Here is a 25,641-nt window from a genome sequence, read left to right as displayed (position 1 = left end):
AACCGGACCGGAGGCTCCTCTTGAACTACCTCGCCGTCATCCGCGCCCTCCTCTCGGGCTGGTGGATCATCGCCGGTGCAACGCTCCTCGGAGCTGGCGTATCGATCGTCATCACGAGCGTCACCCCGCCCACGTACGAAGCGTCGACCTCGTACTACGTGTCCGTTGCCGGCGACACCTCGGCTTCCGCGGGCGAGATCGCGCAGGGATCGAACGCGGCGCAGCAGAAGATCAAGTCCTACACGCAGCTCGCGACCTCCCCCCGGGTGCTGCAGGGCGTCATCGACGAGCTCGGCCTCGACGCCACCCCGGCGGCACTCGCCTCCCGAGTCACGACATCGGTCGACACCGGCACCGTGATCATCCGGATCGCCGTGCAGGACGGGTCCGCCGACGCCGCGGCCAGGATCGCCGAACGGATCGGCAAGAGCCTCGCAGCGGTGGTGCAGCAGATCGAGCCGGCCGGCGCCGACCGGGCGCCGTCCGTCAGACTGGAGGAGGTGACCCCCGCGACCCGTCCGCTGAGCCCCGTCGCCCCGAAGAAGGCCACAGACCTCGCCCTCGGCCTGTTCGGTGGTCTGGCAGTGGGCGCGGCCCTCGCGTTGCTCCGCGCCGCGGTCGACACGCGCGTCCGCTCCGGCGAGGACCTCGAAGGCGACGTCCCGCTGGTCGGTGACATCGCATTCGACGCCGATGCCGCCCGGCACCCGCTGATCATCCGAGACGAGGTGAACTCGGCGCGGTCGGAGGCGTTCCGCAGCCTCCGGACGAACATCCAGTTCCTGCGGACCAGTGGGGCACCGACCATCGCCGTCACCAGTGCGCGTCCGTCCGAGGGCAAGACGACCACCACCGCCAACCTCGGGATCGCTCTGAGCAAGAGCGGCATGCGGACGGTCATCGTCGACGCCGACCTCCGCCGCCCGAACGTCGCTGCCGTCATGAACGTCGAGGGCGCCGTCGGGCTCACCGACCTGCTCGTCGGTCGCGTCGAACTCGTCGACGTCCTGCAGGACTGGGGGCTGGACGGCCTCTCGGTCCTGCCCGCCGGCACGATCCCCCCGAACCCGAGCGAACTGATCGGGTCCGAGGCGATGGCGCGCGTCCTCGCCGAGCTGGCCGCCGACCACGACGTCGTCCTGGTCGACACGCCACCGGTCCTCGCCGTCACCGACTCCGCGCTCGTCAGCACGCTCGTGTCCACGACGCTGCTCGTCACCGCCGCCAACCAGACGAAACGGTCCGACGTGCGACTCGCGATCGAGGCGCTGGCGCGCGTCGGCCAGCAGGTCGACGGCGTCGTCCTCACCAAGACCAAGCACAAGGCATCCCGAAGCGCGTACTACCGCTCGGAGTACACGAGCACCCGCACTGCCGAACGATGACGAGGATCCGACCCATGCACTCCCCCAGCCGCAGACGCACCCTCCGTGCGAAGCGCTTCTCCGACATCATCGGCGCTTCGCTCGCGCTCGTCGCACTCGCTCCGGTGCTCGCCGTCGTCGCCGTCCTGGTCGCGGCTCGGCTCGGTCGTCCGGTGCTGTTCCGGCAGCCCCGCCCCGGGCTGCACGGCAAGACGTTCACCATCCTGAAGTTCCGGACGATGCTCGAGCTGGACCCCGTGGCAGGGCTCGTCAGCGACAGCGACCGGCTCACGCCGTTCGGTTCCTTCCTGCGGTCGACGAGCCTCGACGAGCTCCCCAGCCTCTGGAACATCCTGCGGGGCGACATGAGCTTCGTCGGCCCCCGCCCGACCCTCTGCCGCTACCTCGAGCTGTACACCGCCGAGGAGTCACGCCGACACGACGTCCTGCCCGGTCTGACCGGTCTCGCCCAGGTGCGCGGCCGCAACGCGCTCCCGTGGCCCGAGCGACTGCGGTCCGACGTCGAGTACGTCGACACGGTGACGCTCGGCCTGGATCTGCGCATCCTGCTCCGCACGGTCGTCATCGTGCTCCGCCGCGAAGGGATCGCCGCGCCGGGTCACGTCAGCTCCGACGTCTTCGAGGGCACCGCCGCGATGACGGGTCGTTCCCGGTGAGGACCGTCTGGATCGTCAACCACTACGCGCACCACCGCGAGCGGGACGGCCGCGCGACCCGACACCAGCACCTCGCCGCGGGTCTGACCGAGCACGGTTGGCGCACGGTGGTCATCGCCGCCGGCACGGACCACCCCTCCGGCCGCTCCCACCTGCACGGGACGACGCTGCGCGAGCGCTGGACGGGCGACGGGTACGAGTTCTGCTGGCTCCGCGGAGTCGACCACCGTGGCGCTGGAGCCCGCCGAGCGATCCGTCGCATCGCCGACATCGGCTTGTTCACCGCGCTGCTGCTCCGACCTGCTTCACTCCGAGGGCTCCCCCGACCGGACGTCGTGATCGGTGGCTCCTTCCATCCCCTGGCCGCGTGGGGCGCCTCGGTGCTCGCACGACGGATGGACGTGCCGTTCGTCTTCGAACCGCGCGACCTCTGGCCGGAGTCAGCCCTCGGGCTGGCGGGCATGACCGAACGGCACACGGTGGTCCGGCTGCTCCGACGGCTGGAACGGGCCGTCGTCCGTCGGGCAGCGCACATCGTCTCCCCGCTCGAGGGCGTCGGCCGGTACTACGCCGACCGCGGTCAGCCCACGCCCTTCACCTGGGTCCCGAACGGTGTCGCGCTCGACGAGCGAGCCGACGAACTCGACGCACCCGAAGAGCCCTCGGACGAGCCCGACTCCGCACTCGCGCCCGCGCCCGATGACGACCGCTTCACGGTCACCTACATCGGCTCGATGGGGCCGGCGAACGCGCTCGAAGCCGTCCTCGACGGCTTCGACCTCGCCGCCCGCCGGGCCGCCGCGCGCGGCGGCCCACGTCTGGTGCTCCGCATGGTCGGGGACGGATCGGACGTCAGCGCGCTCCGGGAACGCGCGTCGCGCCTCCCGGCCGGCGCCGACGTGATCTGGGATGGACGGGTGCCGCAGGACGACGCCCGCCGCATCGGACGCCGGGCGGACTGCCTGGTCGTCAACATGCACGACCTCCCGCTCTACCGACACGGCGTCTCGATGAACAAGCAGTACGAGTACATGCTGCTCGGCCGTCCGTTGCTCGTCGGAGCACCCGTCACGCTCGAACCCGTGGTCGCTTCGGCCAGCGGTCTGCACGTCCGGCCGGACGACCCCGAGGCGATCGCCGAGGGCATCCTCGCGCTCGCGACGATGCCCGCCGCCGAACGCGAGGCCATGGGTGCCCGCGGCCGCGACCACGTCGTCCGCGAGCACGACTACCGCCGGCTGGCCGGCGTCCTGGCCGGCGTCCTCGACGACACCGTCGCCGCCTGACCGTCCCCTCCCCCGTCCTGTCCTGTCCCGTCCGAGGAACCCCGAGCATGCTCCCCGACATCGTCCACGTCTCCAGCGCCCACCCCTGGGTCGACAACCGCGTCCACCTGCGGGAAGCCAGGGCAGCCGCCGACGCCGGCTACCGCGTCCGGCTCATCGCGGTCGAATCCGACCTCGACGCGCCGCCCACGTCCGTCGAGCTGGTCCGGATCCCCCGGCGTTCCCGGGTCCGGCGCATGGTCGTGTCGACGACGCAGGCACTCACCCTCGCGCTGCGGTCGCGCGCCCGGGTGGTGCACCTGCACGATCCGGAGCTCATCTGGACCATCCCGGTGCTCCGGCTGGCCGGTCGCACCGTCGTCTACGACGCGCACGAGGACCTGCCTGACCAGGTCTGGGGCAAGGACTACCTGACCCACCGGCAGCGTGCCGTGTTCGCGTGGCTCTCGCACGGGCTGCTCCGCGTGGCCGGGACCGCGAACCGGGTGGTCACCGCCACCGAGTGGACCGGACGCCGGTTCCCGGCGCCGCGCCGGATCGCGATCCACAACTTCCCCTTCGCGCGTCCAGAGGACGACGCCCAGGTCGGCCTGGAGGCGCGGCCCGCCCTGGTCGCGCACGTCGGGGTCCTGAGTCACGACCGCGGCATCGACGTGCTCGCGTCCGTCGTCGAGGAACCGTCGTTCCCGGCGGGATGGCGGATCGAGATGGTCGGATCGATCGACCGGGCGACGTCGACGGAGCGGTTGCGTGCCGCCGAAGCCACCGGCCGGGCTGTGCACGGTGGCGTCGTCGGCCCGCTGGAAGCGCGCGACCTGCTCCTGCGGGCTCGGATCGGCGTGGTCCCGTTCCGCCGGACGCCCGTCAACGACCAGATCTTCCCGACGAAGCTGTTCGAGTACCTCGCGGCCGGACTCGCGGTCATCGCCACCGACGTGCCTCTGTGGCGGCACCTGTTGCGCGGTGTCGAGTGCGTGACCTTCGTTCCGGCCGACGATCCCACTGCCATCGCGGAGGCGATCCGCCGGTACGCGGACGACCCCGCGCTCCTCGAGCGACACGGGGCCGAGGCCCGGCGGGCCGCCGCACGGTTCAGCTGGGCGCCGGAGGCCGAGCGTCTGGTCGCGATGTACGACGACCTCCTGCCCGGCGTCCGCGCAGCACGACCGACGCCGACGGCAACCCCGTGACGCGGGCGACGATCGACCGCGGCGAGCTCGCCCGTCCGGTGGGACGGGTGATCAGCGTGTTCATCGCAGTCGGGCTCCTCGGCCTCACGATGAACTGGATCTCGGCGAACCTCGTCGCGCCGATCTTCTCGTACTTGGGGTACGGCTACGTCCCCGCGACCTGGCAGGCGCTGCTCGTCGTCATCGTCCTGACGACCGGGGTGGCGCTCACGCTCCCCCGGGTGCTCGTCCGCCCGTCGCACGTCGTGCTCTGGACGATCTTCGTCGTGTGCGTCAGTCCGACGATGATCATGAGCATCTCGACCGGGTACGTGTCCACCGCCACGGCGATCGCGCTGAGTGCCGCGGTCGGGACGGCCTTCGCACTGGTCAGCCTCGCCACTCCGAGCGGCGCGACTGCTCCGGAAGCCCGGGTCGAGCGGGCGGACGACGTGCTGGTCATCGGTGCGCGACGGATCGACCGTGGCACGCTCACGTGGCTGGTGTGCGGCCTCTACTCCCTCGTCACGTACGGCCTGATGGCGGCGACGGTCGGCATCCACATTCGTTTCCTGGCGCTCGACGACATCTACGAGGTGCGTGCCGACTACTCGGCAGACGTCGGGACCGGCGGTGCCCTCGGGTACCTGCTGACCGGTCAGGCGTACGTGATCAACCCGCTGGTCCTGGCGCGGGGCATCTTCCGTCGGCGCCCGTCCCTGGTGGTCCTCGCCCTCGCCGGGCAGTTCCTGCTGTACTCGAGCACCGGGTTCAAGGCGGTCCTGTTCTCGTTCATCGCCGTCCTCGGCATGGCCGTGCTGTTCCGGGGTACGAAACCGGCGCGGTCGCTCGCCTTCCTCACTGCGCCCCTCGCGATCATGATCGTCTCCGCGGTCGCCGACGAGGTGCAGGGCGGCATCACCTGGACGTCGGTGTTCACCCGTCGGTTCATGCTGACGCCGGGGCTGCTGTCCTCGGTCTACGTCGACTACTTCTCCGACAACCCCATCGCACGCTACGGGTACTCGTTCCTCAGCCCCTGGATCGAGTACCCGTACGACCTGCCGCCGCCGAAACGGATCTCCGACTACCTGGTGCCCGGGTCGGTGGGCTACGCGAACGCCAACCTGTTCGCCGACGGGTTCGCGAACCTGGGCTGGATCGGGATCTTCGTCGCGGCGGCTGCACTGTTCGTCTGGCTTCGGTTCCTGGACGGTGCGAGCCGGGGGCTCCCGATGCGGGTCGCGGCGATGGCGGTGGTGATGCCGAGCATCATGCTGTCCAACACGTCCATCTTCACGGCGATGCTCTCGCACGGGCTGCTGATGGGGACGCTGATCCTGCTGATCGCCCCGCGCAGTGGCTGGGAGCGGGCCGCGCCCAGACGGCGCCCCACCATCCTGGGCGACGATCGGCTGCGAGCACGATCCCGGGCCGGCCGCCGCTCGGCGCTGGCGGGCGAAGCACCCGCACCCGCGCTGTCACAGGGGCCGGCATCGATGCTGCTCCGCGCGCTGCCGGGGCAGGGCGCTGGGCGCCGCGATGCTGCAGCACGTGCACGGACCGACCGGCGGAAGGTGCCCGGGCGTCGGGCAGCTCAGCCCTCGCGGATCCGGAGCACCGCGCCGGCACCCGCCACGACCGCGGTCGTCGTCGCGGCCCAGTCGTTGTCCACGAGCACCAGGTCGTTGGCCGTCTGACGGCACAGCACCCCGTAGACGGCACCGCTCTCGACACTGCCCTCGTACCGGTTCCCCACCAGGTGCCCGCGGTTCTCGGTGGCGCGGATGTCGATCGCGACCGATGCGGCAGTGCCCTGTCGCCGCAGCCCCGCGATCCGGTTGCCGACGAGCGTGATGCCGTCGTTCGAGTGGTACAGGGAGAGCCCGCGACGGACTCCACCCGGGCAGTGGTTGTGCGCGACGATCAGGTGCCGCGTCAGGTAGACGAGGACGGCCCCGTCGCGGTCACCGTCTCCGTACCCCGACACCGTGTTGCGGAGGACGATGCCGTTCGCCCGTTCGGCGGGGTCGCCGACGGTCTCGCCCGCGCCGCGGATGACGATGCCGGACCCGGGGCCGGACGTCGTCCGGCGGACGACGTTGTCGATGACCGAGCAGTCGAGGGGCGCGTACTTCGTGGCACCGGCGTTCGACTCGTCCTTCGAGGGGACGACGGCGATCCCCACCCGGCAGTTCTCCACGAGGTTGCGGAGGATCGCGATGGACTGCCCGCCGTGGGTGTCGATGCCCTCCCACGCGGGGACGTCGGAGACGTGGTTGTCCGCGATGACGACCCGGGCCGAACGCGGTGCGCCGAGGAGCCCGGTGGTGGTCGCGCGGACGGCTTCGATGCCGTACGAGTTCAGGTAGGGCGCAGGCTGGGTCACCCGGGCGATGCGGTTGCCACGCACCGTGCCGTCGGTGCAGGAGAACATGAGCACTCCGGCGTAGCCGACGTCGGCGATGACGCAGTCCGCGACGGTGAACGCGGCGCAGTGGTCGAGGAGGACACCGTCGTGGGAGAAGTCGCGGATGTCCGCGCCGAGGATCCGCACGTCGTGGAACGGCCGTGTGACGGTGCCGACGACGTGGACACCCCGACCGAGCCCGGAGTGGTCCGACCCGGAACCACGGAGGACCGCGTCGATGACGGTGACGTCCGACGCAGCGACGACGAGCACGTCGATGTCGCGCGTGGTGGAGAGCGATCCGCCGACGAACCGGATCGTCATCGCGCGGTCGATCCGCAGCGGCTCGGACAACACCCAGTGCCGGGTCACGACGAGCACAGCACCCGCGTCGGTGGCCGCGACGGCGTCCTGCAACCGGGCGACCCCGGCGTCGGTCACCATCCGGGCCGTGTCCGCCGGCGCGGGAGTCGAGCGTCCGGACGCGGCGGCCGACCGGGTTCCGGTGGCGAGCAGCGCTGCGGGGATCGCTCCGGCCGCGCCGAACAGCGCACCCCGTCGGCTGACGACCGACCGGGGTGTCGGGAGCGGCGTCACCGCCCGACGGCTTCCGGCATCGGCGGAGCGCCGGACAGCGACCGGTACAGGTCGAGCAGGACGTGCTCTTCGTGGTCCCACCGGAAGCGTTCGAGCACCAGGGCGCGGCCGGCTTCGGCGTGCCGCCGCAGCAGCTCAGGATCGCTGTCGTACCGGCGGAGCGCGGCCACGACGGACTCCGGGTCACCCGGTGGCACCCACGTCGCGCAGTCGGCGCCGTCGAGCAACTCGCGCCAGAGCGGGACGTCGGTCGCGACGACCGCCAGTCCGGCCGCCAGGTACTCGAACAGCTTGGTGGGGATCGACGCCGCGTAGGCGGGCGTCGGCAGGAGTGGGAGGAGCCCGACGCGGGCGGTCACCAACAGGTCGCGGGCCGCGTGCGGGGCCAGGACGCCCCGGTGGTCGATGCGCCCGGTGTCGACCAGTGCGTCGAACGCACCGCGGTCGACCGCCGAGTCGATCGGACCGGCGGTGACCACGCGCCAGCCGTCCGGGAGCCCGGGTGACGCCGCGACCCCGGTCAGGACGTCGATTCCCCGGTCGCGGCTCATCGAGCCGAGGTAGACGGCCACCTGACCACGAGCAGCGGCTGGCGGGGCGTCGGTGTCCTGGGCACGGAGCCGTGGGACGTTCCGGACCAGGACGGTCCGGTCGGCGCGGAAGCGGCGTGCGATGGTCGGCGTCGCGGCCACCACGGTGCGTGACCGGCGTGCCAGGGCCACTGCGGCGTGCGCCGCCACTGTGCTGCCACGGCGGGCGACGGGGCCGAGGTACTCCTTGCCCCGCACCTGCTCCGGCAGGTCTTCGTGGGCGTCGTACACCACCGTCCGGTGCAGCACCCGCAGGAGCGGGAGCGCCCAGAGCAGTTCGGGGTCGTGCAGGTGCACGATCGGCGCCCGTGACGAGAGTGCCGCCCCGATGACCTGCACCGAGGACACCAGGACCCGTCGCCCGCGACGCCGAGCCGGGATGCGTCGGACGTAGACCCCCGTCTCGGGGTCGGGGAGGTGCCAGTCCGGATCAGGGCCGGCACCGGCGGCAGCGACGGCGACCAACGCCGTGCGGTACCCGGCACGCGCCGCGCTCGCCGCAGCACGGAGGTGCACTCGGTTGTCGGTCCACGGGTGGGCGCTCGAGACATGGACGATGTCGAACGGGCGGGGTCGAGGGGCCATGCAGCGAAACTACGGGGCGGCCCGGCCCCGCGCGAGTTATCTACATGTTGCATTCCAGCGGACCGGTCCGCTCACGGCACCACACCGAGCATCTCGTCGTGCTGGCGGGTCGCTCGCACCACGAGCAGCAGGACCGCCGCGTAGGAGACGGTCATCGCCGAGGCGAGCGCGACGAGCACGACCGGCATCGGGGCCCCGAGCACGGAGGGCGCGAGCACCGCGGCGGCGCACACCACGAGACGCGATGCGTCCCACGTCAGCTGCGCACCCTGCCGCTGCAGCATCGACAGCACCTGCGTGACCGGCGATGCGGCGACCTGGACCGCGAACGCCGGGACGAGGACCTGCGCGTAGGTGCCGGAGACCGCCCACTCCGCACCGAACACGGTCGAGAACACGGCGGGTCCGAGCAGCACGACGACGAGTACCGCGACCGCACCCGCGGTGGCGAGACGCACGACGAGCCGCAGGACGAGCCGGCGCACCGGATCACCCGACCGGATGCGGAGTCCGAACGCCCCGGCGGCGTACTGCGCGGTGGCGTCGGCGACCATGCCGACCGGAGCACCGAGCACCCGCATCGTGAGGGCGACGAAGCCTGCGGCGACGCTGCCGTGCAGCGCCGCGATGAGCAAGCCGGGCGCCTGCTGGCCGACGACGTTCAGCATCGAGGACCACGGCGTGATGACGAGGAACCGCCGGTGGTGACGGGCGGCGGCCGTGAGCGACCGAGGGGTGGTCCGCTCGGCGTCGCCTCGCCGGAACCGGACCATCCCGAGCACGGCCGCGATCCGGCCCACCGCCAGGCCGCCCACCAACCCGACCGGACCCGCCGCGGCCATCGCCAGGTTCCAGACGGACTGGCCGATGCCCTGGCAGGCGTTGCGCACGGCGATGGACCGGTGCTGCTGCCGCCGCGCGAGCACGGCGGAGGCGATCCGTTGCGCCCCCACCGCGACGACCGTCACGGGGACCGTCCACCACAGGTCCTCGAGGGCCGGTGCGGTGAACCACCGTGCTGCGTCGCCGCGGAGGACCCAGGCGACCCCGGCGGTGCCGACGCCGACGACCAGCGTCGAGAACAGACCGAGTGCGACCAGCGCGCTGGTCGTCGCCCGGTCGTGCGCGACGACCAGTGCACGGTCGGTGCCGAGCGTCGCACCGGCTCCGAGGATGCTCGCGACCGCTGTGACGACCGCGAGCGTGCCGAAGTCCGCCGGGGTGTAGAGCCGCGTCAGCAGCGGTGAGATCGCCACGACCAGACCCTGGCCGAGGACCGTGCCGACGAGGATCGTCGCGATCGCCGGGAGCCGCCGTCGTGGCGAGGACCGCACGGCGTCAGGCCACGGGGACCACGGGCGGCGCACCGATCGCGGTCACCGTGGTGGATGCCCACCGTTCGACGTCGAGGACCCGTCGTCCGTCGACGACCGTGCGGACGCCGGGGAGCCGGGACTCGTCCCACGTCGCGTACTCGGCGTGGTCGGCCTGCACGACCGCCGCGTCCACCGGTTCACCGTCGGCGTGGGGCTCGAAGCCGAGACCGCGGAGTTCGACGTCGGAGTACAGGGGGTCGGACACGGTCACCACTGCGCCGTGCGCCCGGAGCGCGTCGACGGTGCCGAAGACCCCGGAGAACGCGGTCTCCTTCACGCCGCCACGGTAGGCGGCACCGAGGACGACGACCCGCTGGCCCCGCAGGTCCCCATGCAGGCGCCCGAGGAGGTCGACCGCGTGGGCCGGCATCGCGGCGTTCCTGGCACGAGCGGCACGGACGACCGTGGCTTCCGGGTCGTTCCAGAGGTACAGCCGCGGGTACACCGGGATGCAGTGACCGCCGACCGCGATCCCGGGACGGTGGATGTGGCTGTACGGCTGGGAGTTGCACGCGTCGATGACCGCGGCGATGTCGATGGACTGCCGTTCGGCGAACCGGGCGAACTCGTTCGCGAGCGCGATGTTGACGTCGCGGTAGGTGGTCTCGGCGAGCTTCGCGAGCTCGGCGGCCTCGGCGGTGTGGAGGTCCCAGACGCCGTTCGGCCGGCCGAGGTCGTCGCGCTCGTCGAACTGCAGCACCGCTTCGTAGAACGCCCGGCCGCGCGCCGAGCCCTGGTCGGAGAGACCACCGACGAGCTTCGGGTAGCGCCGGAGGTCGGCGAACACCCGGCCGGTCAGGACCCGCTCCGGCGAGAAGACGACGTGGAAGTCCTGCCCCTCGAGGAGTCCGGAGCGGGCCTCGAGCCGGGGTGCCCAGCGACCACGGGTCGTACCGACCGGCAGCGTCGTCTCGTACGCGACCAGGGTGCCGGGTCGCAGGTGGTCGCCGATCGTGTCGGTGGCGGCGTCCATCCAGCCGAAGTCGGGGATGCCGTCGGCGTCCACGAAGAGGGGCACGACGACCACGACGACGTCGGCGCCGGGGATCGCTGCCGCGGCGTCCGTGGTCGCACGGAGCCGCCCCGCGGGGACGACCTCACGCAGGCCGTCGGCGAGCCCGTGCTCGCCGGGGAACGGCTCGGTCGCGGCGTTCACCGCGTCGACCACCCCGCTCGCGACGTCGAGACCCGTGACGCGGGCACCGGACCGTGCGTACTGGACGGCGAGCGGGAGCCCGATCTTGCCGAGACCGACGACGACGACGTTCATGCTGCTGCTCCTTCGGCGTCCGTGCCGAGCTGCACGGTCTGCTGGATCCGCGAGGACTCGAGGACGGCCTCGGCGACGAGCACCGTCCGGAGGCCGTCGCGGAGGGTGACGATGTCCGACGGCCGCCCGAGCACGGCGTCGCGGAACGCCTCGTGCTCGACCAGGAGCGGCTCGCGCTTGCTGATGGCGAACCGGGTGCTGGCCCCCTCGGACACACCCCGGAACGCGGCGACCTGGTCCCACTCGGTCTGGACCGTGCCGTTCTCGTGGAAGGTCAGGTCGGCGGTGAGGGTGTCGGCGACGAACGTGCCGCGGTCACCGGTGACGATCAACAGGCGCTCCTTGTACGGGGTGAGCCAGTTCACGAGGTGCGAGGTCAGCGTGCCGTCGGCCAGGCGACCGGCGACGGTGACGAGGTCCTCGTGGGGGCGCCCGCTCTTGGTCCCCGCGAGCGCACCGACGTGGACGAACGGTGACCGGGCGATCCACGACGTCGAGTCGATGTCGTGCGTGGCGAGGTCCTTCACGACGCCGACGTCCGCGATCCGTGCGGGGAAGGGCCCCTGTCGACGCGTGACGATCTGGTAGACGTCGCCCAGCTCGCCGGCGTCGAGCCGCTGCCGCAGTGCCTGCAACGCCGGGTTGTACCGCTCGATGTGCCCCACCGCGCCGACGAGTCCGGCGCGGTCGAACGCGCCCACGAGGCGCGCCGCAGCCGGACCGTCGACCGCGACGGGCTTCTCGATCAGGGCGTGCACCCCCGCCGCGGCGAGTTCCAGACCGACGGCCTCGTGGTGCGCCGTGGGCACCGCGACGACCGCGGTGTCGAGGCCGAGCGCGATGAGCTCCCCGACCGACCGGACGACCGGCACGCCCTGGGCGACGTCGTGCTGGTCACCGAGGGCATCGGCGACGCCGACGAGTTCGACCCCCTCGAGCGACCGGAGGACCCGGGCGTGGTGCCGCCCCATCATCCCGAGGCCGATCACCCCGGCCCGCAGCACGCCGCTCATCGTCCGGCCCCGGCGAGGGTGTTGACGGCCTCGACGACCCGGTCGAGCTGCGAGAGCGTGAGGGTCGGGTACACCGGCAGCGCGAGTACCTCGGACGCCGCACGCTCCGTCTCGGGCAGGTCGAGGTCGTGCCCGAACGACGGGAGCCGGTGCACGGGGGTCGGGTAGTAGACGCCGGAGCCGATCCCGAACTCGGAGCGGAGGGCGGCCGCGAAGCCGTCGCGGTCCGAGGGCACCCGTACGACGTACTGGTGGAAGACGTGCTCTGCCCGCGGATCGGTCGTCGGCGTCACCACGCCGTCGAGCTCGCGGCTGAAGTAGGCGGCGTTCGCCTGCCGCTGCGCGGTCCACCCCAGGACCTTGCGGAGCTGCACGCGCCCGATCGCGGCGTGGATGTCGGTCATCCGCGCGTTGAAGCCGATGACCTCGTTCGCGTAGCGCTGCTCCATGCCCTGGTTGCGCAGCAGCCGGAGCATGCGGTCGACCGCGGCGTCGCGGGTCGAGACCATGCCCCCTTCGCCGGCGGTCATGTTCTTGGTGGGGTAGAGGCTGAACGCCGCGGCGTCGGACGAACTGCCGACGCGCGTGCCCGCCCACCGGGCTCCGTGCGCCTGCGCAGCGTCCTCGACCACGAGCAGGTCGTGTTCCTCGGCGATGCGCGCGATCGCGGTCATGTCGGCCGGGTGTCCGTAGAGGTGCACCGGCATGACCGCCCGGGTCGCCGGGGTGACCGCAGCGCGGACGGCGGCCGGGTCGACGCAGTAGGTCAGGGGATCGATGTCGACGAACACCGGCTCGGCGCCGACGAGTCGGACGGCATTGGCCGTGGCGGCGAAGGTGAACGACGGCACGATGACCTCGTCACCCGGACCGATGCCGAGCGCGACGAGCGCCAGGTGCAGTGCAGCGGTGCCGCTGTTGACCGCGGTGACCGAGGCTCCGGCGACGAGGACGTCGCCGAACTCGCGCTCGAAGGCGGCGACCTCGGGGCCCTGCGCGAGACCACCCCCTTCGAGGACGGCATCGACGGCGCGGCGTTCTTCGAGGCCGATGAGGGGCTTCGCCGCGGGGATGAGTTCGAGTGTGGTGGTCAACGGATCGCCTCGATCGTGTCGGTGGTCTCGGAGTGGAGGAAGCGGTCACCGGTCTCGGTGCAGACCAGCGTGTGGTCGTCGACCTGTGCCAGCCGTCGGCCGGTCCGGCTCACCCAGCCGATGCGGCGCGCGGGGACCCCGGCGACGAGCGCGTGGTCCGGGACGTCGTGGACGACGACGGCGCCGGCCGCGACCATCGCCCACCGGCCGATGCGGATGGGGGCGACGCAGAGCGCCCCGGCCCCGATCGACGCACCGTGCTCGACGACGACGGCCGTGGGCCGCCAGTCGTCGGCGTCCTGCACGGAGCCGTCCGGGTTGATCGCCCGCGGAGTGTTGTCGTTGGTGAGGACGGCACCGGGTCCGATGAAGACTCCGTCGCCGACGACCGCCGGTCCGTAGACGAGAGCCCCGTTCTGGACCTTGCAGCGAGCACCGATGCGGACCCCGGCTCCGATCGTGACGCCGCGACCGACGAGGGTCTCGCTGCCGACGGACGCGTGCGCCTCGACGTGGGAGTCGTCCCAGATGCGGGCTCCGGGAGCGACGTCCGCCGAGGGCGACACGACCGCTGCCGGGGCGATGAACGCCGTCGGGAGGGTGGGACTGGGGGTCATGGGTGCGCTTCCGGATCAGGCGCGGCGGGACCTCCGCTGCCGGACCACCATACGATATACTGGTACGACATATCAAGCGTGATGATCACGAGTGCCAGGGGTTCGCGCCCCCGCCCGGCAGCCGGACGCCGGTAGTGTCGTCCCGTGCGATGGAGTCGAGTGAACTGGCCCTCCGTTGGCTACGTCTCCCTCGAGGACTTCGACGGCCAGCGCGAACACGTGACCCGGTTGCTCGAGGACGCCCCACCCACGGTCGCCGCGCTCCTGACCGTCAAGTGGACCGACTCACGGGTCGAACGCTGGGTCGTGGAGTCCGCCGACGCCGTCGTCGACCCGGACGCCGACGAGGACGACGTGACGACACCCGTCGACCTGCCGGGGCACGGTGTGCCCGACCCGGTCGTCGTGCACGCCGACATCGTGGTGCGCAACGACGAGGTCCTCGACACCTCGGACGGCCTGTGGCGCCGCTGGAACCACGCCAGGGTGTCGCTCCGACTCCGGGACGCCGTCATCGACCCGCCGGGCATCGACGCCGCAGCACTGCTCGCCGGTGACGCGCACGTCGCCCGGGGCGAGCTCGAGTACCTGAACGAGCACGACGCCTGGGAGCTCCGCCTGCTGATCTCCCCCGTCGGCGAGGTCGCGATCCGGTTCCGGGGCGTCCGGGTGGCGATCCGGAGCGTCGCCGAGAGCGTGTACGCCGGCCTCGAGGCGCGCCCGGCACGCGGCTGGCACGGCCCGGTACCGGACGGCTGGGTCGAGTGGACGACCGAGGTGGTGCGGGCAGCGGCCTCCGGCGACCTCGGCGGACTGCACCTGGCCGACGACGCGAGCGACGTCGACGACGTCGACCCCCGCTGGGGCTTCGCCCCGCTGCACGCCGCCGCGTGGTTCGACCACCCCGAGATGCTCGAGGAACTCCTGCGCCGCGGCGCGACCCTGCAGCTGGAGGACACCGAGGGGCGGACGCCGCTGACGCTGGCGATCGACCGCGACGCGCGACGGGCGGTCGACGTGTTGGTCGGAGCGGGTGCCGACCTGGAGGCCCGTGACGGCGACGGCAACACCCCGATCGTCCGCGCTGCGTGGGGTGGGCACGCCGCGATCGTGCGTGCCCTCGCCACCGCGGGTGCGGACACCAGGGCGCGCGGGTCACGGGGTGCGACGCTGCTGATCGCGGCCGTCGACTCCGGCGACCTCGACACGGTCCGGGTCGTGCTGTCGCTCGACGTCGACCGGGACGCCGTCGACGACGAGGGCTCGACCGCCGCGGACCGCGCCGAGCTGCTCCGCGAGACGGCCGTCGCCGACCTGCTCGCCGCGGCCTGACCGCGGCCCGCACCACGGCCCGTGCCCCGGCCACGTGCCGGGCGCGCAGAAGCGCGGCGGACGGGAGCAGGGCCTCCCGTCCGCCGCGCGCCTGCGGGGTCGACCGTCCTAGACGGTGACCTGCTCGATGGCGTTCGCCCGCGCGACCCGCCCGTACCAGCGGGCGGAGTCCTTCGGCGTGCGCTCGAAGGTCTCGCGGTCCCACGCGACCAACCCGAACGTCGGGCGGAAGCCCGAGGCCCACTCGTAGTTGTCCAGGAGCGACCAGTGCTGGTAGCCCAGGACCTCGATGCCGTCCTCGATGCAGCGGTGGATGCCCTCAAGGGCACCCTGGGTGTACGCCTGCCGGCGGGAGTCGTCGGCGGTGGCGATGCCGTTCTCGGTGATCATCAGCGGGACGCCGCCGGACAGCTCCCACGCGCTGCGCAGCCCGTCGGCCGAGGCCTCGGGGTAGAACTCCCAGCCGGTCAGGGTCGTCTCGACGTCGTCCGACACGGGCAGGGGCCCGTCCGGACCGATGAACGTGCGGGTGTAGGCCTGCACCCCCAGGAAGTCGTCGCCGGCGGCCTGCTCGAGGTACCAGTCGTCGCGCGGGTACCCGTACTCGCGGAGCATGGCGTCCGCCCCGGGCTCGCCGGACGACTTGAAGGCCTGCGTCGCGACGGTCCACCCCGACCGGAGGCCCGACACCTGTGACAGGACCTCGCGCGACCGCCTGTGGCTGGCCAGCAGGGCGTCGGCGACCCCAAGGTCCGGGTTCGGCAGGCCGAAGGCCACCAGGTTGGCCGCGTCCTCGCCACCGGCGAGCATCGCCGCGATGTTCGGCTCGTTGATCGTGCAGACGTAGCGGACACCGTCCTGCACCACGGGGAGCGCCGCCTCGGTGTAGCGGGCGAACAGGTCGGCGGCGTCCGGTGCCCGCCAGAAGCCGTCGCGTTCGAACCAGCGCGGCACGGTGAAGTGCATGAGGGTGACGATCGGCTCGATGCCGAACTCGTGGCAGGCGTCGACCATGCGGCGGTAGTGATCGACCTCGGCACGGCTGACGAACCCGCGCTCGGGCTCGATGCGGGCCCACTCGATGCTGAACCGGTACGAGTTCAGCCCGAGCTCGGCCGCGATGCGGATGTCCTCGCGGTACCGGTGGTAGCTGTCCGCCGCGTCGCCCGACGGCTCGACGATGGTGGTGTCCGGCTCGTGCTCGTGCACCCACCAGTTGCTGTTGACGTTGTTGCCCTCGATCTGGTGGGCGGCGGTGGCGGCACCCCAGAGGAAGCGGTCGGGGAACTGCAGCGTGGAGATGATGGTGCCTTTCAGTGCTTGTTCGAGTCGGTGCTTGTTCGAGTCAGTGCTGGCTCAGGTCAGTGCTGGCTCAGGAATGCGTCGAAGACGGCGACCGTCCCGAGCGGGTTCTCGACCTGGGGGCCGTGGTAGCTCGCCGGGATGACGACGTACTCGGCACCGGTCTGCTCGGCCATCGCCCGCTGCCACGGGATCGGCCAGGCGTTGTCCCACTCACCGTGGGCGACGAGGACCGGCAGGCCCGTGGCGCGCAGGGCGTCGGAGGCGTCGGTGTGGTCCTCGAGGATGTGGCCACCGGCGACGACGCTGAGCGGGCTCGTCGCGTCGAAGCGGTCCCGGACCATCCGGACGTCGTCGGGCAGCTCCTCGTCGGGCCGGCCCGCCCAGAGCGGGTTCGTCGAGTCGAACAGCTGCCGGAGGTTCCCGCCGGTGTCGTGCAGGATCGTCAACTCGGCGACCTTGCGGTACGGCCAGCCGTGCGGCCCGGAGCAGAACTGCACGACGTCGCGGAACGCCGTCGGGTCCTGGAGCGCGGCGGCCCGGACGATCACACCGCCGAGCGAGTGCCCGACCAGGTGCACGGGGGCGCCGTCGTCGAGCAGGCGCGCGACCCGGACGACGTCGGCGGCTTCTTCGTCGAGGGAGTAGTCCCGCGGCTCGGTCGGCGCGGCCGAGTCGGCCTGACCCCGCCGGCTGATCGCGACCGCGGTCCACCCGGCGTCGCGGAGGACGGGCAGGAAGGTCCGCCAGTCCTCCTTCGAGCCGGTGTAGCCGGGGACGATGAGCACGGTGCCCTTCGACACCCCCTCGGGCACGATCCGGTAGGCCGTCAGCCGCCCGACCGGGACGTCGATCCCGACGACGTCGACGCCGTCCGGGGTGGGCAGGTGCCCGAACGGCGGGACCGTCGGGAAGTCGTGCAGGGTGGTCATGGTCGTCCTTCCACGAGCGTGCGCCGCGGGTTCGGCACGGCGTCGAGGAGGGCGATCGTGTACGGGTCCTGCGGATCCTGCAGCACCTGGGCCGTGTGACCGCGTTCGACGACGGCGCCCTCGTGGAGCACCATGATGTCGTCCGTGATGAGCCGCGCACTCAGCAGGTCGTGCGTGATGTAGAGGAGCGAGACGCCCCACTGCTCGCGGAGGTCCTCGAGCAGCGCGAGCACACCGGCACGCAGCGTCACGTCGAGCATCGAGACCGGTTCGTCGGCGATGATCACCTGCGGGTCGCTGGCGAGCGCCCTGGCGATCACCACGCGCTGCCGTTGCCCGCCGGAGAGCTGGTGCGGGAGCTTCTGCGCGAACTGCTCCACGGGGGTGAGCCCCACCGTCTCGAGCAGCTCGAGCACCCGGCGCCGGGCATCACGGCCGGTCAAGCCGGTGTAGTTCGCGATCGGCCGGGACAGCGTGTACTCGACCGTGTGCAGCGGGTTGAGCGCCGAGTACGGGTCCTGGAACACCATCTGGACCTCGGAGCGCAGGTCCCGCAGGCCGCGCTTGCCGAGGCGGGCGACGTCGAGGTCGCCGAACCGGACGGTGCCGGTGGTCGGCTTCTCGACGCCGGTGAGCAGCTTCGCGATGGTCGACTTGCCCGAACCGGACTGGCCGACCAGGGCGAGCGACTGCCCGGGCTCCAGGGTGAACGACACGTCGCGCACGGCCTGCACCGGCTGCTCGCCGCGGCGGGGTGCCGGGTAGGTCTTCACGATGTGGTCGACGACGATCGGGTTGCGGGCGGCACTGCGCTCGCGGGACCCGACGGTGCTGAACGAGCTGGTGGTCTCCTGTCGGGTGGCCGACGGGTCGCGGAGCGATCGATCCGGGAACCCGGGGAGCGAGACGACCTCGGCGCGCGGGTCGGCGTAGTGCGACAGGAGCATCTGCGTGTACTCGTCCTGCGGGTCGCGGAGGATCTCGCGGGAGCCGCCGTCCTCGACGATGCGGCCCTCGTGCATGACGAGGACGCGCTCGGTGGCCTCGAGGACGATGCCGAGGTCGTGGCTGATCAGGATCGCCGTGAAGCCCTCGGTGCGCTGGAGCTCGATGATCGTGTCCATCACCGCGTGCTGCACCAGGACGTCGAGCGCCGTCGTCGGCTCGTCGAACACCATGAGCTGCGGTTCGAGCGAGAGCGCCAGGGCGATGGAGACGCGCTGCCGCATGCCGCCGGAGAGCTCTCCGGGGAACCGGGCGAGCATCGAGGCCGGCAGCTTCACCTTCTCGATGAGCTCCTTCATCCGCGCGTCCCAGCGGTCGCGCGGCACGTGGCCGTGTGCCTTGAAGACGTCGATGAAGTGGTTCCGGATGGTGCGCACCGGGTTGAGCGCGTTCATGCCGGACTGCAGCACCATCGCGAAGCCACCCTGCCGCTGCTGGCGCAGGGCTTCGTCGTCGAGGTCGCGGATGTCCTTGCCCGCGAAGACGATGCTGCCGCCGTTGGTGCGCGCCGGCGGCTTCTGCAGCCGGGTCAGCGCGTAGCCGAGCGTCGACTTGCCCGAACCGGACTCGCCGACCAGGCCGACGAACTCACCCTTCCTGAGCTGGAACGACACGTGGTCGACGGCCTGGACGGCCGTCTGGCCGGCCGACTCGTAGACGACCGACAGGTCGCGCACGTCGAGCAGGACATCCTGCGTGGCGCTCGTGGCGTCGGAGGGGAGGCGCGTGGCGGCGCCGGTGGGCGCCTCCAGGCCGTCTGCGGGGTGGGTTTCTGGCGAGCCGCTCATGCGCGCTTCTCCTTACGGGGCCGCGCGCCCTCGCGCAGCCGCGGGTTGGACACGGCGTCGACGCCGAAGTTGATCAGGGTGAGGCTCATCGCGAGCAGCGCGATGCAGAGACCCGGCGCGAACAGCAGGATCCACTGCCCGGTGAGGAGCGCGTTCGAGTTCTGGGCCCAGTAGAGGATCGTGCCCCAGCTGACGATCGACGAGTCGCCGAGCCCGAGGAACTCGAGGCCCGCCTCGGCGAGGATCGCGCTGGTGGCGGCCCCGAAGAAGCTGCCGACGATGAGGCTCGTCATGTTCGGCAGGATCTCGCGGAAGACGATGCGGGTCGCGCCGTCGCCGGAGAACTGGGCGGCGGTGACGAAGTCCCGACCGCGCAGCGACTGCGTCTGCGAGCGGAGCACGCGAGCGCCCCACGCCCATCCGGTCACGACGATGACCGCGATGATCACCGCGATGCCGCCGTTCTGCAGGTACGCAGCGATGACGATCATCAGGGGCAGACCCGGGATGACGAGGAACAGGTTCACGATGAACCCGATGACCTCGGCGATCCAGCCGCGGACGTAGCCCCAGCTGAGGCCGATCGCGACGGCGACGAGCGTGGACAGGATGCCCGCGACCGCGCCGACCATGACCGAGATCCGTGCGCCGTAGATGATCTGGGACAGGACGTCCTCGCCGGCGGCGGTGGTGCCCATCCAGTGGTCGGGCGTCGCGTCGGCGGACCGGGCGAAGCCGTTCTGGCTGGCGCCGTACGGGGCCAGGAGCGGGGCGAAGAGCGCGACGAACACGAAGACGCCGAGGATGATGATGCCGATCCGGGCCTTCTTGTTCGACCAGACGACGCCGAACTGGCGGGCCGCGGCGCGGAGCTTGCTCGGGGCGTGCTGTTCTTCTTCTTGCGTGCGGACTGCGACTGTGGCGTCCGGAGTGGTGGTGTTGGTCATCGACGCGTCCTCGGGTCCAAGACGCCGTACATGACGTCCACGATGAAGTTGGCGATGAGCACCGACACGGTGATCATCAGGAAGAGGGCCTGCATGAGCGGGTAGTCCTGCCCGATCACGGCGTTGAACAGCAGGTAGCCGATGCCCGGGTAGCCGAAGACCTGCTCGACCAGGACGGAACCACCGACCACGCCACCGAGCGCCAGACCGAAGCCGGTCAGGTTCGGCAGGATCGCGTTGCGGGCCGCGTAGCGGATGGCGACGGTTCGTCCGCGGAGGCCGTTGGCCTCGGCGAAGGTCACGTAGTCGTCACCGAGGGTGTTGATCATCGCGTTGCGCATGCCGATGATCCAGCCGCCGAGGCTCGTCACCAGGATCGTGACCGCCGGCAGCACCGCGTGCTGCAGGGCGTCGCCGACGAACGCACCGTTCAGACCCGGGGTCGTCGTGGCGGAGTAGGCGCCCGTGGTCGGGAACCAGTGCAGCACGTAGCCGAGGAAGAACAGCAGCAACAGGGCGGTCCAGAAGTACGGGAACGTCGACATGAAGCTGCCCGACAGGGTGGGGAGCGAGTCGAGCCAGGTGCCGCGCTTCCACGCCGCCGCGACACCGATCAGGGTGCCGAGGACGAACGCCAGGATCGTGACGACCCCGACCAGGATCAGCGTGTAGGGCAGGGCCTTCGACACGAGGTCACCGACGGGCTGCGGGTAGAACGTGTAGCTCGTGCCGAAGTCGAGGGTGATGACCTGGTGCAGGTAGCTGACGTACTGGTCCCAGAGGTTGCCGGTCGGCACCCCGAGCTGGGCCTCGATGGCCTTCTTGGTGGCGTCGGTGACCGGGCCGTTCTGGCTGAGCTTCGCGAGCGCGGCGTCGGCCGGGCTGCCGGGCATCAGGCGCGGGAGCACGAAGTTCAGCGTGACCGCGGCCCAGAGGGTCAGGACGAAGAGGACGAGTTTCTGGAGGATGTACTTCACTTCTGGTCCTCCTGCTGCGCGCCGTCCTGCTCCTGCAGGATCTGCTCGCCGGCGGCGCTGTCGCGCAGACGGAGCTTGGTGAAGATGAGCAGCGGTGCCGAGTCGTAGTTCTGCGGTGCCATGTAGGGGTCCTTCGCGCTCGGCCAGCCGACGAACTTGCCGGTGTTGAACAGGCCCCAGAGCCCGCCGTAGTACATGCCGATGACGGGGAGCTCGTCGTAGACGGTCTGCTGCAGCTGGTCGAGGATCTCCTGCTGCTTCGCGGTGTCCGTCGTCGCCTTGTACTCGTCGAGGAGCTTCTGGGTGTCGGCGTTCTTGTACCGCTCGTAGTTGTTCACGGTCGACTTGCCGACGGGCTGGTAGAACTCGCTGCTGAGCAGGGAGTTGAACGCCTGGTAGACGTCACCGTTGCCCATGCCGCCCATCGCCATGTCGAACGTGCCGTTGTTGATGTTCTGCTGGTACCCGGCGGGCTGCGGCGCCTGGATCGTCACCTTGATGCCGATGGCGGTGAGTTCGCGGCGGACCTCCTGCGCGGCGCGGAGCCAGTCGGAGTACCCGTTCGCGGTCATGATCGTGATGGCGAGCTGCTTGCCGTCCTTGACGACCTTGCCACCCTGCACCGTGTAGCCGGACTTCTCGAGGCTGGCGAGCGCCGCCTTCGTGTCCTGGGTGATCATGCCCTGGTCGGGGATGTCCGGGTTGCGGTAGCGCTCCTGGTTCGGCAGGATCAGGCCGGTCTGACCCGCCGCCGACAGGTTGCCCTCGGACGCGGTCTCGGCGATGGCGTCACGGTCCAGCGCGAGCGAGATGCCCCGGCGGACGTTGACGTCGTTGTACGGCGCCTTCGTGAGGTTCGGGATGAGGCCGATCACACCGCCGGCCGGGAACCACCACTCGTTCGTCTTCGACGCGGCGCCCCAGGTGCCCTTGACGTCGGAGATGAACGAGTACGCCCAGTCGTAGCCGCGGGTGACGGTGTCGAGCTGCGTGTTCGTCGCCGGCAGGATGAGGTGCTTGATGGCGATCTTGTCCGCTTGCCAGTACTTCGGGTTCTTGTCCATCGAGTACTGCTGGTCGGTGTAGTTGCCGAGGACGAACGGCCCGGTGCCGACCGGGTTCGGGTCGCGCCAGGTCGTCGGGTCCTTCACGCCGCCCCAGTGGTCCTCGCCGAGGATGTACGTCTGCCCGATGATCGTCAGGCTCGGGACGTCCTCGCTCTTGAGGTGGAAGACGACGTGGTCGCCGTCCTGCTCGATGCTCTTGATGTGCTGCCAGGCGCCCTTGACGTCCATGGCGGGGAACTTCTTGAGCAGGTCGAAGGTGAAGACGACGTCCTTCGCGCTGAACGGCGAACCGTCGGACCACTCGACGCCCGATCGGATCGTCATGTCGATGGTCTTCGCGTCGGGCTGGCTCCACGCGCTGGCGAGCCACGGGTTGCGCTTGCCGTCGAGGGGGTTCACCTCGATGAGGGGCTCGTACATCCACTTGGAGGCCGTGCGGGCGTTCGCGATGTACGGGTTGAAGTTGCGGTCGAACAGCGGGTTGCCGCGGTCCGCGTTGATCAGCATCGTGTCCTTGCCGATGGTGGGATCGGGTTCGGATCGGACCTGGATGCTGCAGCCGGTGGCCACGAGGGCCACGGCGGCGAGGCCGGCGATGGCCGCGACGAGGCGGCCTCGGCGGCGGGGGCCTGGGTCGCGCGTGCCGCGCGTGCGCTGTGGGGGAAGCGTCATTGCTCGGTCGACCTCCATGTCGATTCGGTACGTGCTCAATGTATGCGCTTACATCGCAGCGTGCAAGCGCCGGTGTTGTTTTGCGGGGTGGCACCGTGCGAGGTGTCGTCGGCGCGGGGCGCCGCACGGTGCGAGGGTCGTCGCGCGTGGTGCGAGGTTCCGTCCGTGGTGCGAGGTCGCGAGGCTCGCACCGAACACGGAAGCTCGCATCACACGCCCCTCGCACGGTGCGAGCCGCCGCACGCCTACAGCGCGGGCGGGCAGCTCTCGCGCAGCAGCACCTCGACGGGCAGGCGCACGGCGCGCGGCGGCCCCTCGCGGCGCTCCAGCCGGTCGACGATCGCCTGGACGGCGGCACGCCCGAGGGCCCCCATCGGCTGGTGCACGGTCGTCAGGCGCGGCGCCGAGAACCGCCCGGCGTCGATGCCGTCGAACCCGGTCACGACGAGGTCCTCGGGCACGCGGAGCCCCCTGGCAGCGGCGGCGTCGAGCACCCCGAGCGCGGACTGGTCGTTCGAGCAGACGACAGCGCGCGGGACGTCGTCGGCCAGCAGCGACACCGCGAGCTCCCGCGCCCGAGCCCGCCCGAAGTCGCCGTGCACGGTGCGCACCGCCGAGGCCGGCACCCCGTGGTCGGCCAGCGCCGCGCGGAAGCCCGCCGAGCGCTCCATGTCGTCGGGCGAGTCGATCGGGCCCGCGACGTACGCGAGGGACCGGATCCCCAGCCGCCCGATCACGTGCGACGCCAGGGTCCGCATGCCCGCGGCGTTGTCCACGCTCACGGAGTCGAACCCGTGCGAGCGCCGGTCGTCGGCGAGCACCACGACGGGGATGCGGCGGGCGACGTGCTCGAGCAGGTCGTCGGGCACGGTCTGCGCCAGCACTGCGAGCCCGTCGACCCGGCCGGCGACGTCGTTCACGATGACGTCGCGCGACGATCCCCGCCCGGCGGCCACCATGAGCGCCAGGCCTCGCTGCCAGGCCTCGGTCTCGGCACCGCGCAGGACCTCGTCGAAGTACAGGTTGGACGAGAACGGCTGCGTCACGTGGCGCCGGTCGTCGACCACGCGGACGCCGCCGTCGGTGACCAGGTCCGGGCGCTCGTCGGGCACCACGTCGAATCCGGGCAGCAGGAGCCCGACGACGCCGGTGCGCTTGCCGGCGAGGGCCCGGGCGTTGCCGGACGGGACGTAGCCGAGGCTCCGGATCGCCGCCTGCACGCGGTCCCGGGTGCCCTCACGGACGGCGTCGGGCGTGCGGAGCACACGCGAGACGGTGGCGATGGAGACGCCGGCCGCCGAGGCGACGTCGTAGACCGTGGGAGGTGCGGTGCGCTGGTCGGCCAACCCGTGCCTCCCCTTCGACGTCCGCTGGTGCCGCGCCTCGCGCTGTGCGGCCGGACCATCCTAGGCATGCCCTGTGCCGGGAGTCCTCCACAGGGCGCCGGGGACGCTTGCGGGAGAGCGCGGGCCGCGCGACACTGTTCCGACCTCAGTACGTCCCGTGAGGAAGCGCACCAGCGGGCCGTGTGCCCGCACCGAACAGGTTGCCCACACGCAGGGGAAGGACACGACATGTCGCAGTCGACACGTTCCGGGAGCAAGCTCGCACTCCGCGCGAGCCACGACGAGGCCGAGGTGCGCGACGCGCTGCTCGAACACACGGGTTCGATCAGCACGTTCGACGACGCCGACGCACCGCAGGAGACGACGGACCTGCGCTAGCGGCTCGCGCCCGGCCGCCCCCGGACACGGCCAGGAGGCCCGGGCCACGCCCGCAGACCGCTCACGTCCGCGGGCACTCAGCCCTCGGTCGCGCCCACGATCGTCATGCCCGCCCCGCGCAGGCGTCGGCGCTCCTGCGCGATCCAGCTGAGGAGCCGGTCGTTCGTGCCGGCCACGTGGGCGGCCACGAGTTCCGCTGCGCGGTCGGCGTCACCGTCGCGCACGGCGTCGATGATGGCGCTGTGCTCGTCCCAGGCGGCGTCGCGGGCCTCGGGCGTGCGGACCTCGATCCAGCGCGTGCGCTCGAGCCGCGTCAGGGCATCAGCGATGGCGTCGGTGACGAACCGGTTGCCACCGAGCGCGGCGAGGTCGAGGTGGAACGTCGACCCCATGCGGATGCCGGCTTGCTGGTCGGGGGTGGGACGGAGCGCGTCGAGGTGGCCGCGGACCTCGGCCAGCTGCTCCGGGGTGGCGCGCTGGACGGCCAACCGGACGGCAGCGGGCTCGAGGATGCCGCGGAGTTCGGCGAGCGAGGCGATCTCGTCGAGGTCGATCGGGGTGACCGTCCACGAGCGGCCCTCGTGCAGGATGAGTCCCTCGCGCTCGAGCCGCGACAGTGCGGCGCGGACCGGCGTGCGCGAAGCGTGGAACCGTGCCTCGAGCCCGCGCTCCGAGATGCGCTCCCCCGGTGCGATGTCGAGGGTCAGGATGGCTGCGCGCAGGTTGTCGTAGAGCTGGGCCGTCTGCGACACGGGCGCGGCGTCGGTCGTGTCGGTCACGGCGGACAAGCCTAGCGGCGTGACGGCGGGAATGGTATACCGTTCTGGTATACCAAACAGTTCCGCGA

General features: G+C 71.5%; 22 protein-coding genes. 7 read left to right on the top strand and 15 right to left on the bottom strand.

The genetic code is table 11. The features are described from left to right. Positions 1-20 precede the first annotated feature (20 nt). Genes H7A73_RS02845 through H7A73_RS02825 form a run of 5 tightly spaced genes read left to right on the top strand, consistent with a single transcriptional unit; the run spans position 21 to position 6,196 of the window. Positions 21-1,385 carry a polysaccharide biosynthesis tyrosine autokinase gene (locus H7A73_RS02845; RefSeq protein WP_182064577.1) on the top strand — a complete coding sequence of 455 codons (1,365 nt, stop codon included), beginning with the start codon at positions 21-23 and terminating at the stop codon, positions 1,383-1,385. A 14-nt stretch (positions 1,386-1,399) separates the two neighbouring features. Beyond that, positions 1,400-2,041, top strand: a complete 642-nt coding sequence (locus H7A73_RS02840; protein WP_182064576.1) for a sugar transferase — start codon at positions 1,400-1,402, stop codon at positions 2,039-2,041. After that, positions 2,038-3,327: a glycosyltransferase family 4 protein gene (locus H7A73_RS02835; protein ID WP_182064575.1), complete on the top strand. Its 1,290-nt coding sequence runs from the start codon at positions 2,038-2,040 to the stop codon at positions 3,325-3,327. The genes H7A73_RS02840 and H7A73_RS02835 overlap by 4 nt, the downstream gene beginning before the upstream one ends. A 47-nt stretch (positions 3,328-3,374) precedes the next feature. Beyond that, positions 3,375-4,517 carry a glycosyltransferase gene (locus H7A73_RS02830; protein WP_182064574.1) on the top strand — a complete coding sequence of 381 codons (1,143 nt, stop codon included), beginning with the start codon at positions 3,375-3,377 and terminating at the stop codon, positions 4,515-4,517. Then, positions 4,514-6,196, top strand: coding sequence for an oligosaccharide repeat unit polymerase (locus H7A73_RS02825; RefSeq protein WP_182064573.1), 1,683 nt, complete (start codon positions 4,514-4,516; stop codon positions 6,194-6,196). The genes H7A73_RS02830 and H7A73_RS02825 overlap by 4 nt, the downstream gene beginning before the upstream one ends. Here the strand turns inward: H7A73_RS02825 and H7A73_RS02820 are convergent. The 7 genes from H7A73_RS02820 to H7A73_RS02790 all read right to left on the bottom strand — a co-directional run bounded on the left by H7A73_RS02820 (position 6,094) and on the right by H7A73_RS02790 (position 14,048). Continuing rightward, positions 6,094-7,503, bottom strand: a complete 1,410-nt coding sequence (locus tag H7A73_RS02820; RefSeq protein WP_182064572.1) for a right-handed parallel beta-helix repeat-containing protein — start codon at positions 7,501-7,503, stop codon at positions 6,094-6,096. The genes H7A73_RS02825 and H7A73_RS02820 overlap by 103 nt on opposite strands. Beyond that, the gene (locus H7A73_RS02815) at positions 7,500-8,678 is read right to left on the bottom strand and encodes a glycosyltransferase (protein ID WP_182064571.1); all 1,179 of its coding nucleotides are present in this window, start codon (positions 8,676-8,678) and stop codon (positions 7,500-7,502) included. Before H7A73_RS02815 ends, H7A73_RS02820 begins: the two co-directional genes overlap by 4 nt. Before the next feature lie 71 nt (positions 8,679-8,749). Next, entirely contained in the window at positions 8,750-10,012 is a 1,263-nt protein-coding gene (locus H7A73_RS02810) for a lipopolysaccharide biosynthesis protein (RefSeq protein ID WP_182064570.1), read from the bottom strand. Positions 10,013-10,016: 4 nt separating this feature from the next. Then, positions 10,017-11,324 carry a nucleotide sugar dehydrogenase gene (locus H7A73_RS02805; RefSeq protein ID WP_182064569.1) on the bottom strand — a complete coding sequence of 436 codons (1,308 nt, stop codon included), beginning with the start codon at positions 11,322-11,324 and terminating at the stop codon, positions 10,017-10,019. After that, positions 11,321-12,337, bottom strand: a complete 1,017-nt coding sequence (locus H7A73_RS02800) for a Gfo/Idh/MocA family protein (protein ID WP_182064568.1) — start codon at positions 12,335-12,337, stop codon at positions 11,321-11,323. The genes H7A73_RS02805 and H7A73_RS02800 overlap by 4 nt, the downstream gene beginning before the upstream one ends. Further along, a complete protein-coding gene (locus H7A73_RS02795; RefSeq protein ID WP_182064567.1) occupies positions 12,334-13,431 on the bottom strand; it encodes a DegT/DnrJ/EryC1/StrS family aminotransferase in 1,098 nt (365 codons plus the stop codon). Before H7A73_RS02795 ends, H7A73_RS02800 begins: the two co-directional genes overlap by 4 nt. After that, positions 13,428-14,048 (bottom strand): acyltransferase, encoded by a 621-nt coding sequence (locus H7A73_RS02790; RefSeq protein ID WP_182064566.1) that lies wholly within the window; start codon positions 14,046-14,048, stop codon positions 13,428-13,430. The genes H7A73_RS02795 and H7A73_RS02790 overlap by 4 nt, the downstream gene beginning before the upstream one ends. Positions 14,049-14,192: 144 nt before the next feature. Between H7A73_RS02790 and H7A73_RS02785 the strand changes: the two genes are divergently transcribed. Beyond that, complete coding sequence (locus H7A73_RS02785; RefSeq protein WP_182064565.1) at positions 14,193-15,380, top strand: ankyrin repeat domain-containing protein; 1,188 nt, start codon at positions 14,193-14,195, stop codon at positions 15,378-15,380. Positions 15,381-15,488: 108 nt separating this feature from the next. Here H7A73_RS02785 and H7A73_RS02780 read toward each other — a convergent pair whose 3' ends face one another. From H7A73_RS02780 to H7A73_RS02750, 7 genes are all read right to left on the bottom strand, one after another. Continuing rightward, a complete protein-coding gene (locus H7A73_RS02780; protein ID WP_411469148.1) occupies positions 15,489-16,685 on the bottom strand; it encodes a glycoside hydrolase family 1 protein in 1,197 nt (398 codons plus the stop codon). Positions 16,686-16,741: 56 nt separating this feature from the next. Beyond that, positions 16,742-17,614, bottom strand: a complete 873-nt coding sequence (locus H7A73_RS02775; protein WP_182064564.1) for an alpha/beta fold hydrolase — start codon at positions 17,612-17,614, stop codon at positions 16,742-16,744. Beyond that, a complete protein-coding gene (locus H7A73_RS02770; RefSeq protein ID WP_259362665.1) occupies positions 17,611-19,407 on the bottom strand; it encodes an ABC transporter ATP-binding protein in 1,797 nt (598 codons plus the stop codon). Before H7A73_RS02770 ends, H7A73_RS02775 begins: the two co-directional genes overlap by 4 nt. After that, entirely contained in the window at positions 19,404-20,354 is a 951-nt protein-coding gene (locus H7A73_RS02765; RefSeq protein WP_182064563.1) for an ABC transporter permease, read from the bottom strand. Before H7A73_RS02765 ends, H7A73_RS02770 begins: the two co-directional genes overlap by 4 nt. Continuing rightward, positions 20,351-21,331: an ABC transporter permease gene (locus H7A73_RS02760; protein ID WP_111039412.1), complete on the bottom strand. Its 981-nt coding sequence runs from the start codon at positions 21,329-21,331 to the stop codon at positions 20,351-20,353. The genes H7A73_RS02765 and H7A73_RS02760 overlap by 4 nt, the downstream gene beginning before the upstream one ends. Further along, positions 21,328-23,070, bottom strand: coding sequence for an ABC transporter substrate-binding protein (locus H7A73_RS02755; protein ID WP_259362664.1), 1,743 nt, complete (start codon positions 23,068-23,070; stop codon positions 21,328-21,330). Before H7A73_RS02755 ends, H7A73_RS02760 begins: the two co-directional genes overlap by 4 nt. Before the next feature lie 245 nt (positions 23,071-23,315). Further along, positions 23,316-24,416 (bottom strand): LacI family DNA-binding transcriptional regulator, encoded by a 1,101-nt coding sequence (locus H7A73_RS02750; RefSeq protein WP_182064562.1) that lies wholly within the window; start codon positions 24,414-24,416, stop codon positions 23,316-23,318. 228 nt (positions 24,417-24,644) lie between these two features. On the opposite strand from H7A73_RS02750, the gene H7A73_RS02745 reads away from it, so the two are divergent. Beyond that, positions 24,645-24,794, top strand: coding sequence for a hypothetical protein (locus H7A73_RS02745; RefSeq protein WP_182064561.1), 150 nt, complete (start codon positions 24,645-24,647; stop codon positions 24,792-24,794). Between the two features lie 77 nt (positions 24,795-24,871). Here the strand turns inward: H7A73_RS02745 and H7A73_RS02740 are convergent, their stop codons facing one another. Continuing rightward, the gene (locus H7A73_RS02740) at positions 24,872-25,573 is read right to left on the bottom strand and encodes a GntR family transcriptional regulator (protein ID WP_231495634.1); all 702 of its coding nucleotides are present in this window, start codon (positions 25,571-25,573) and stop codon (positions 24,872-24,874) included. Between the last annotated feature and the right edge of the window lie 68 nt (positions 25,574-25,641).

Origin of the sequence: Curtobacterium sp. ME12 (genome assembly GCF_903970855.1) — a bacterium.
GTDB lineage: Bacteria > Actinomycetota > Actinomycetes > Actinomycetales > Microbacteriaceae > Curtobacterium > Curtobacterium poinsettiae_A.
Note: the sequence above shows the minus strand (reverse complement) of the source record. Positions and strands in the feature narration are given on the sequence as shown.

Coding starts and splice junctions, on each gene's coding strand:
- H7A73_RS02745 (WP_182064561.1), top strand. CDS start 24,645: ATGTCGCAGTCGACACGTTCCGGGAGCAAGCTCGCACTCCGCGCGAGC.
- H7A73_RS02815 (WP_182064571.1), bottom strand. CDS start 8,678: ATGGCCCCTCGACCCCGCCCGTTCGACATCGTCCATGTCTCGAGCGCC.
- H7A73_RS02800 (WP_182064568.1), bottom strand. CDS start 12,337: ATGAGCGGCGTGCTGCGGGCCGGGGTGATCGGCCTCGGGATGATGGGG.
- H7A73_RS02765 (WP_182064563.1), bottom strand. CDS start 20,354: ATGACCAACACCACCACTCCGGACGCCACAGTCGCAGTCCGCACGCAA.
- H7A73_RS02830 (WP_182064574.1), top strand. CDS start 3,375: ATGCTCCCCGACATCGTCCACGTCTCCAGCGCCCACCCCTGGGTCGAC.
- H7A73_RS02770 (WP_259362665.1), bottom strand. CDS start 19,407: ATGAGCGGCTCGCCAGAAACCCACCCCGCAGACGGCCTGGAGGCGCCC.
- H7A73_RS02790 (WP_182064566.1), bottom strand. CDS start 14,048: ATGACCCCCAGTCCCACCCTCCCGACGGCGTTCATCGCCCCGGCAGCG.
- H7A73_RS02805 (WP_182064569.1), bottom strand. CDS start 11,324: ATGAACGTCGTCGTCGTCGGTCTCGGCAAGATCGGGCTCCCGCTCGCC.
- H7A73_RS02840 (WP_182064576.1), top strand. CDS start 1,400: ATGCACTCCCCCAGCCGCAGACGCACCCTCCGTGCGAAGCGCTTCTCC.
- H7A73_RS02775 (WP_182064564.1), bottom strand. CDS start 17,614: ATGACCACCCTGCACGACTTCCCGACGGTCCCGCCGTTCGGGCACCTG.
- H7A73_RS02755 (WP_259362664.1), bottom strand. CDS start 23,070: ATGACGCTTCCCCCACAGCGCACGCGCGGCACGCGCGACCCAGGCCCC.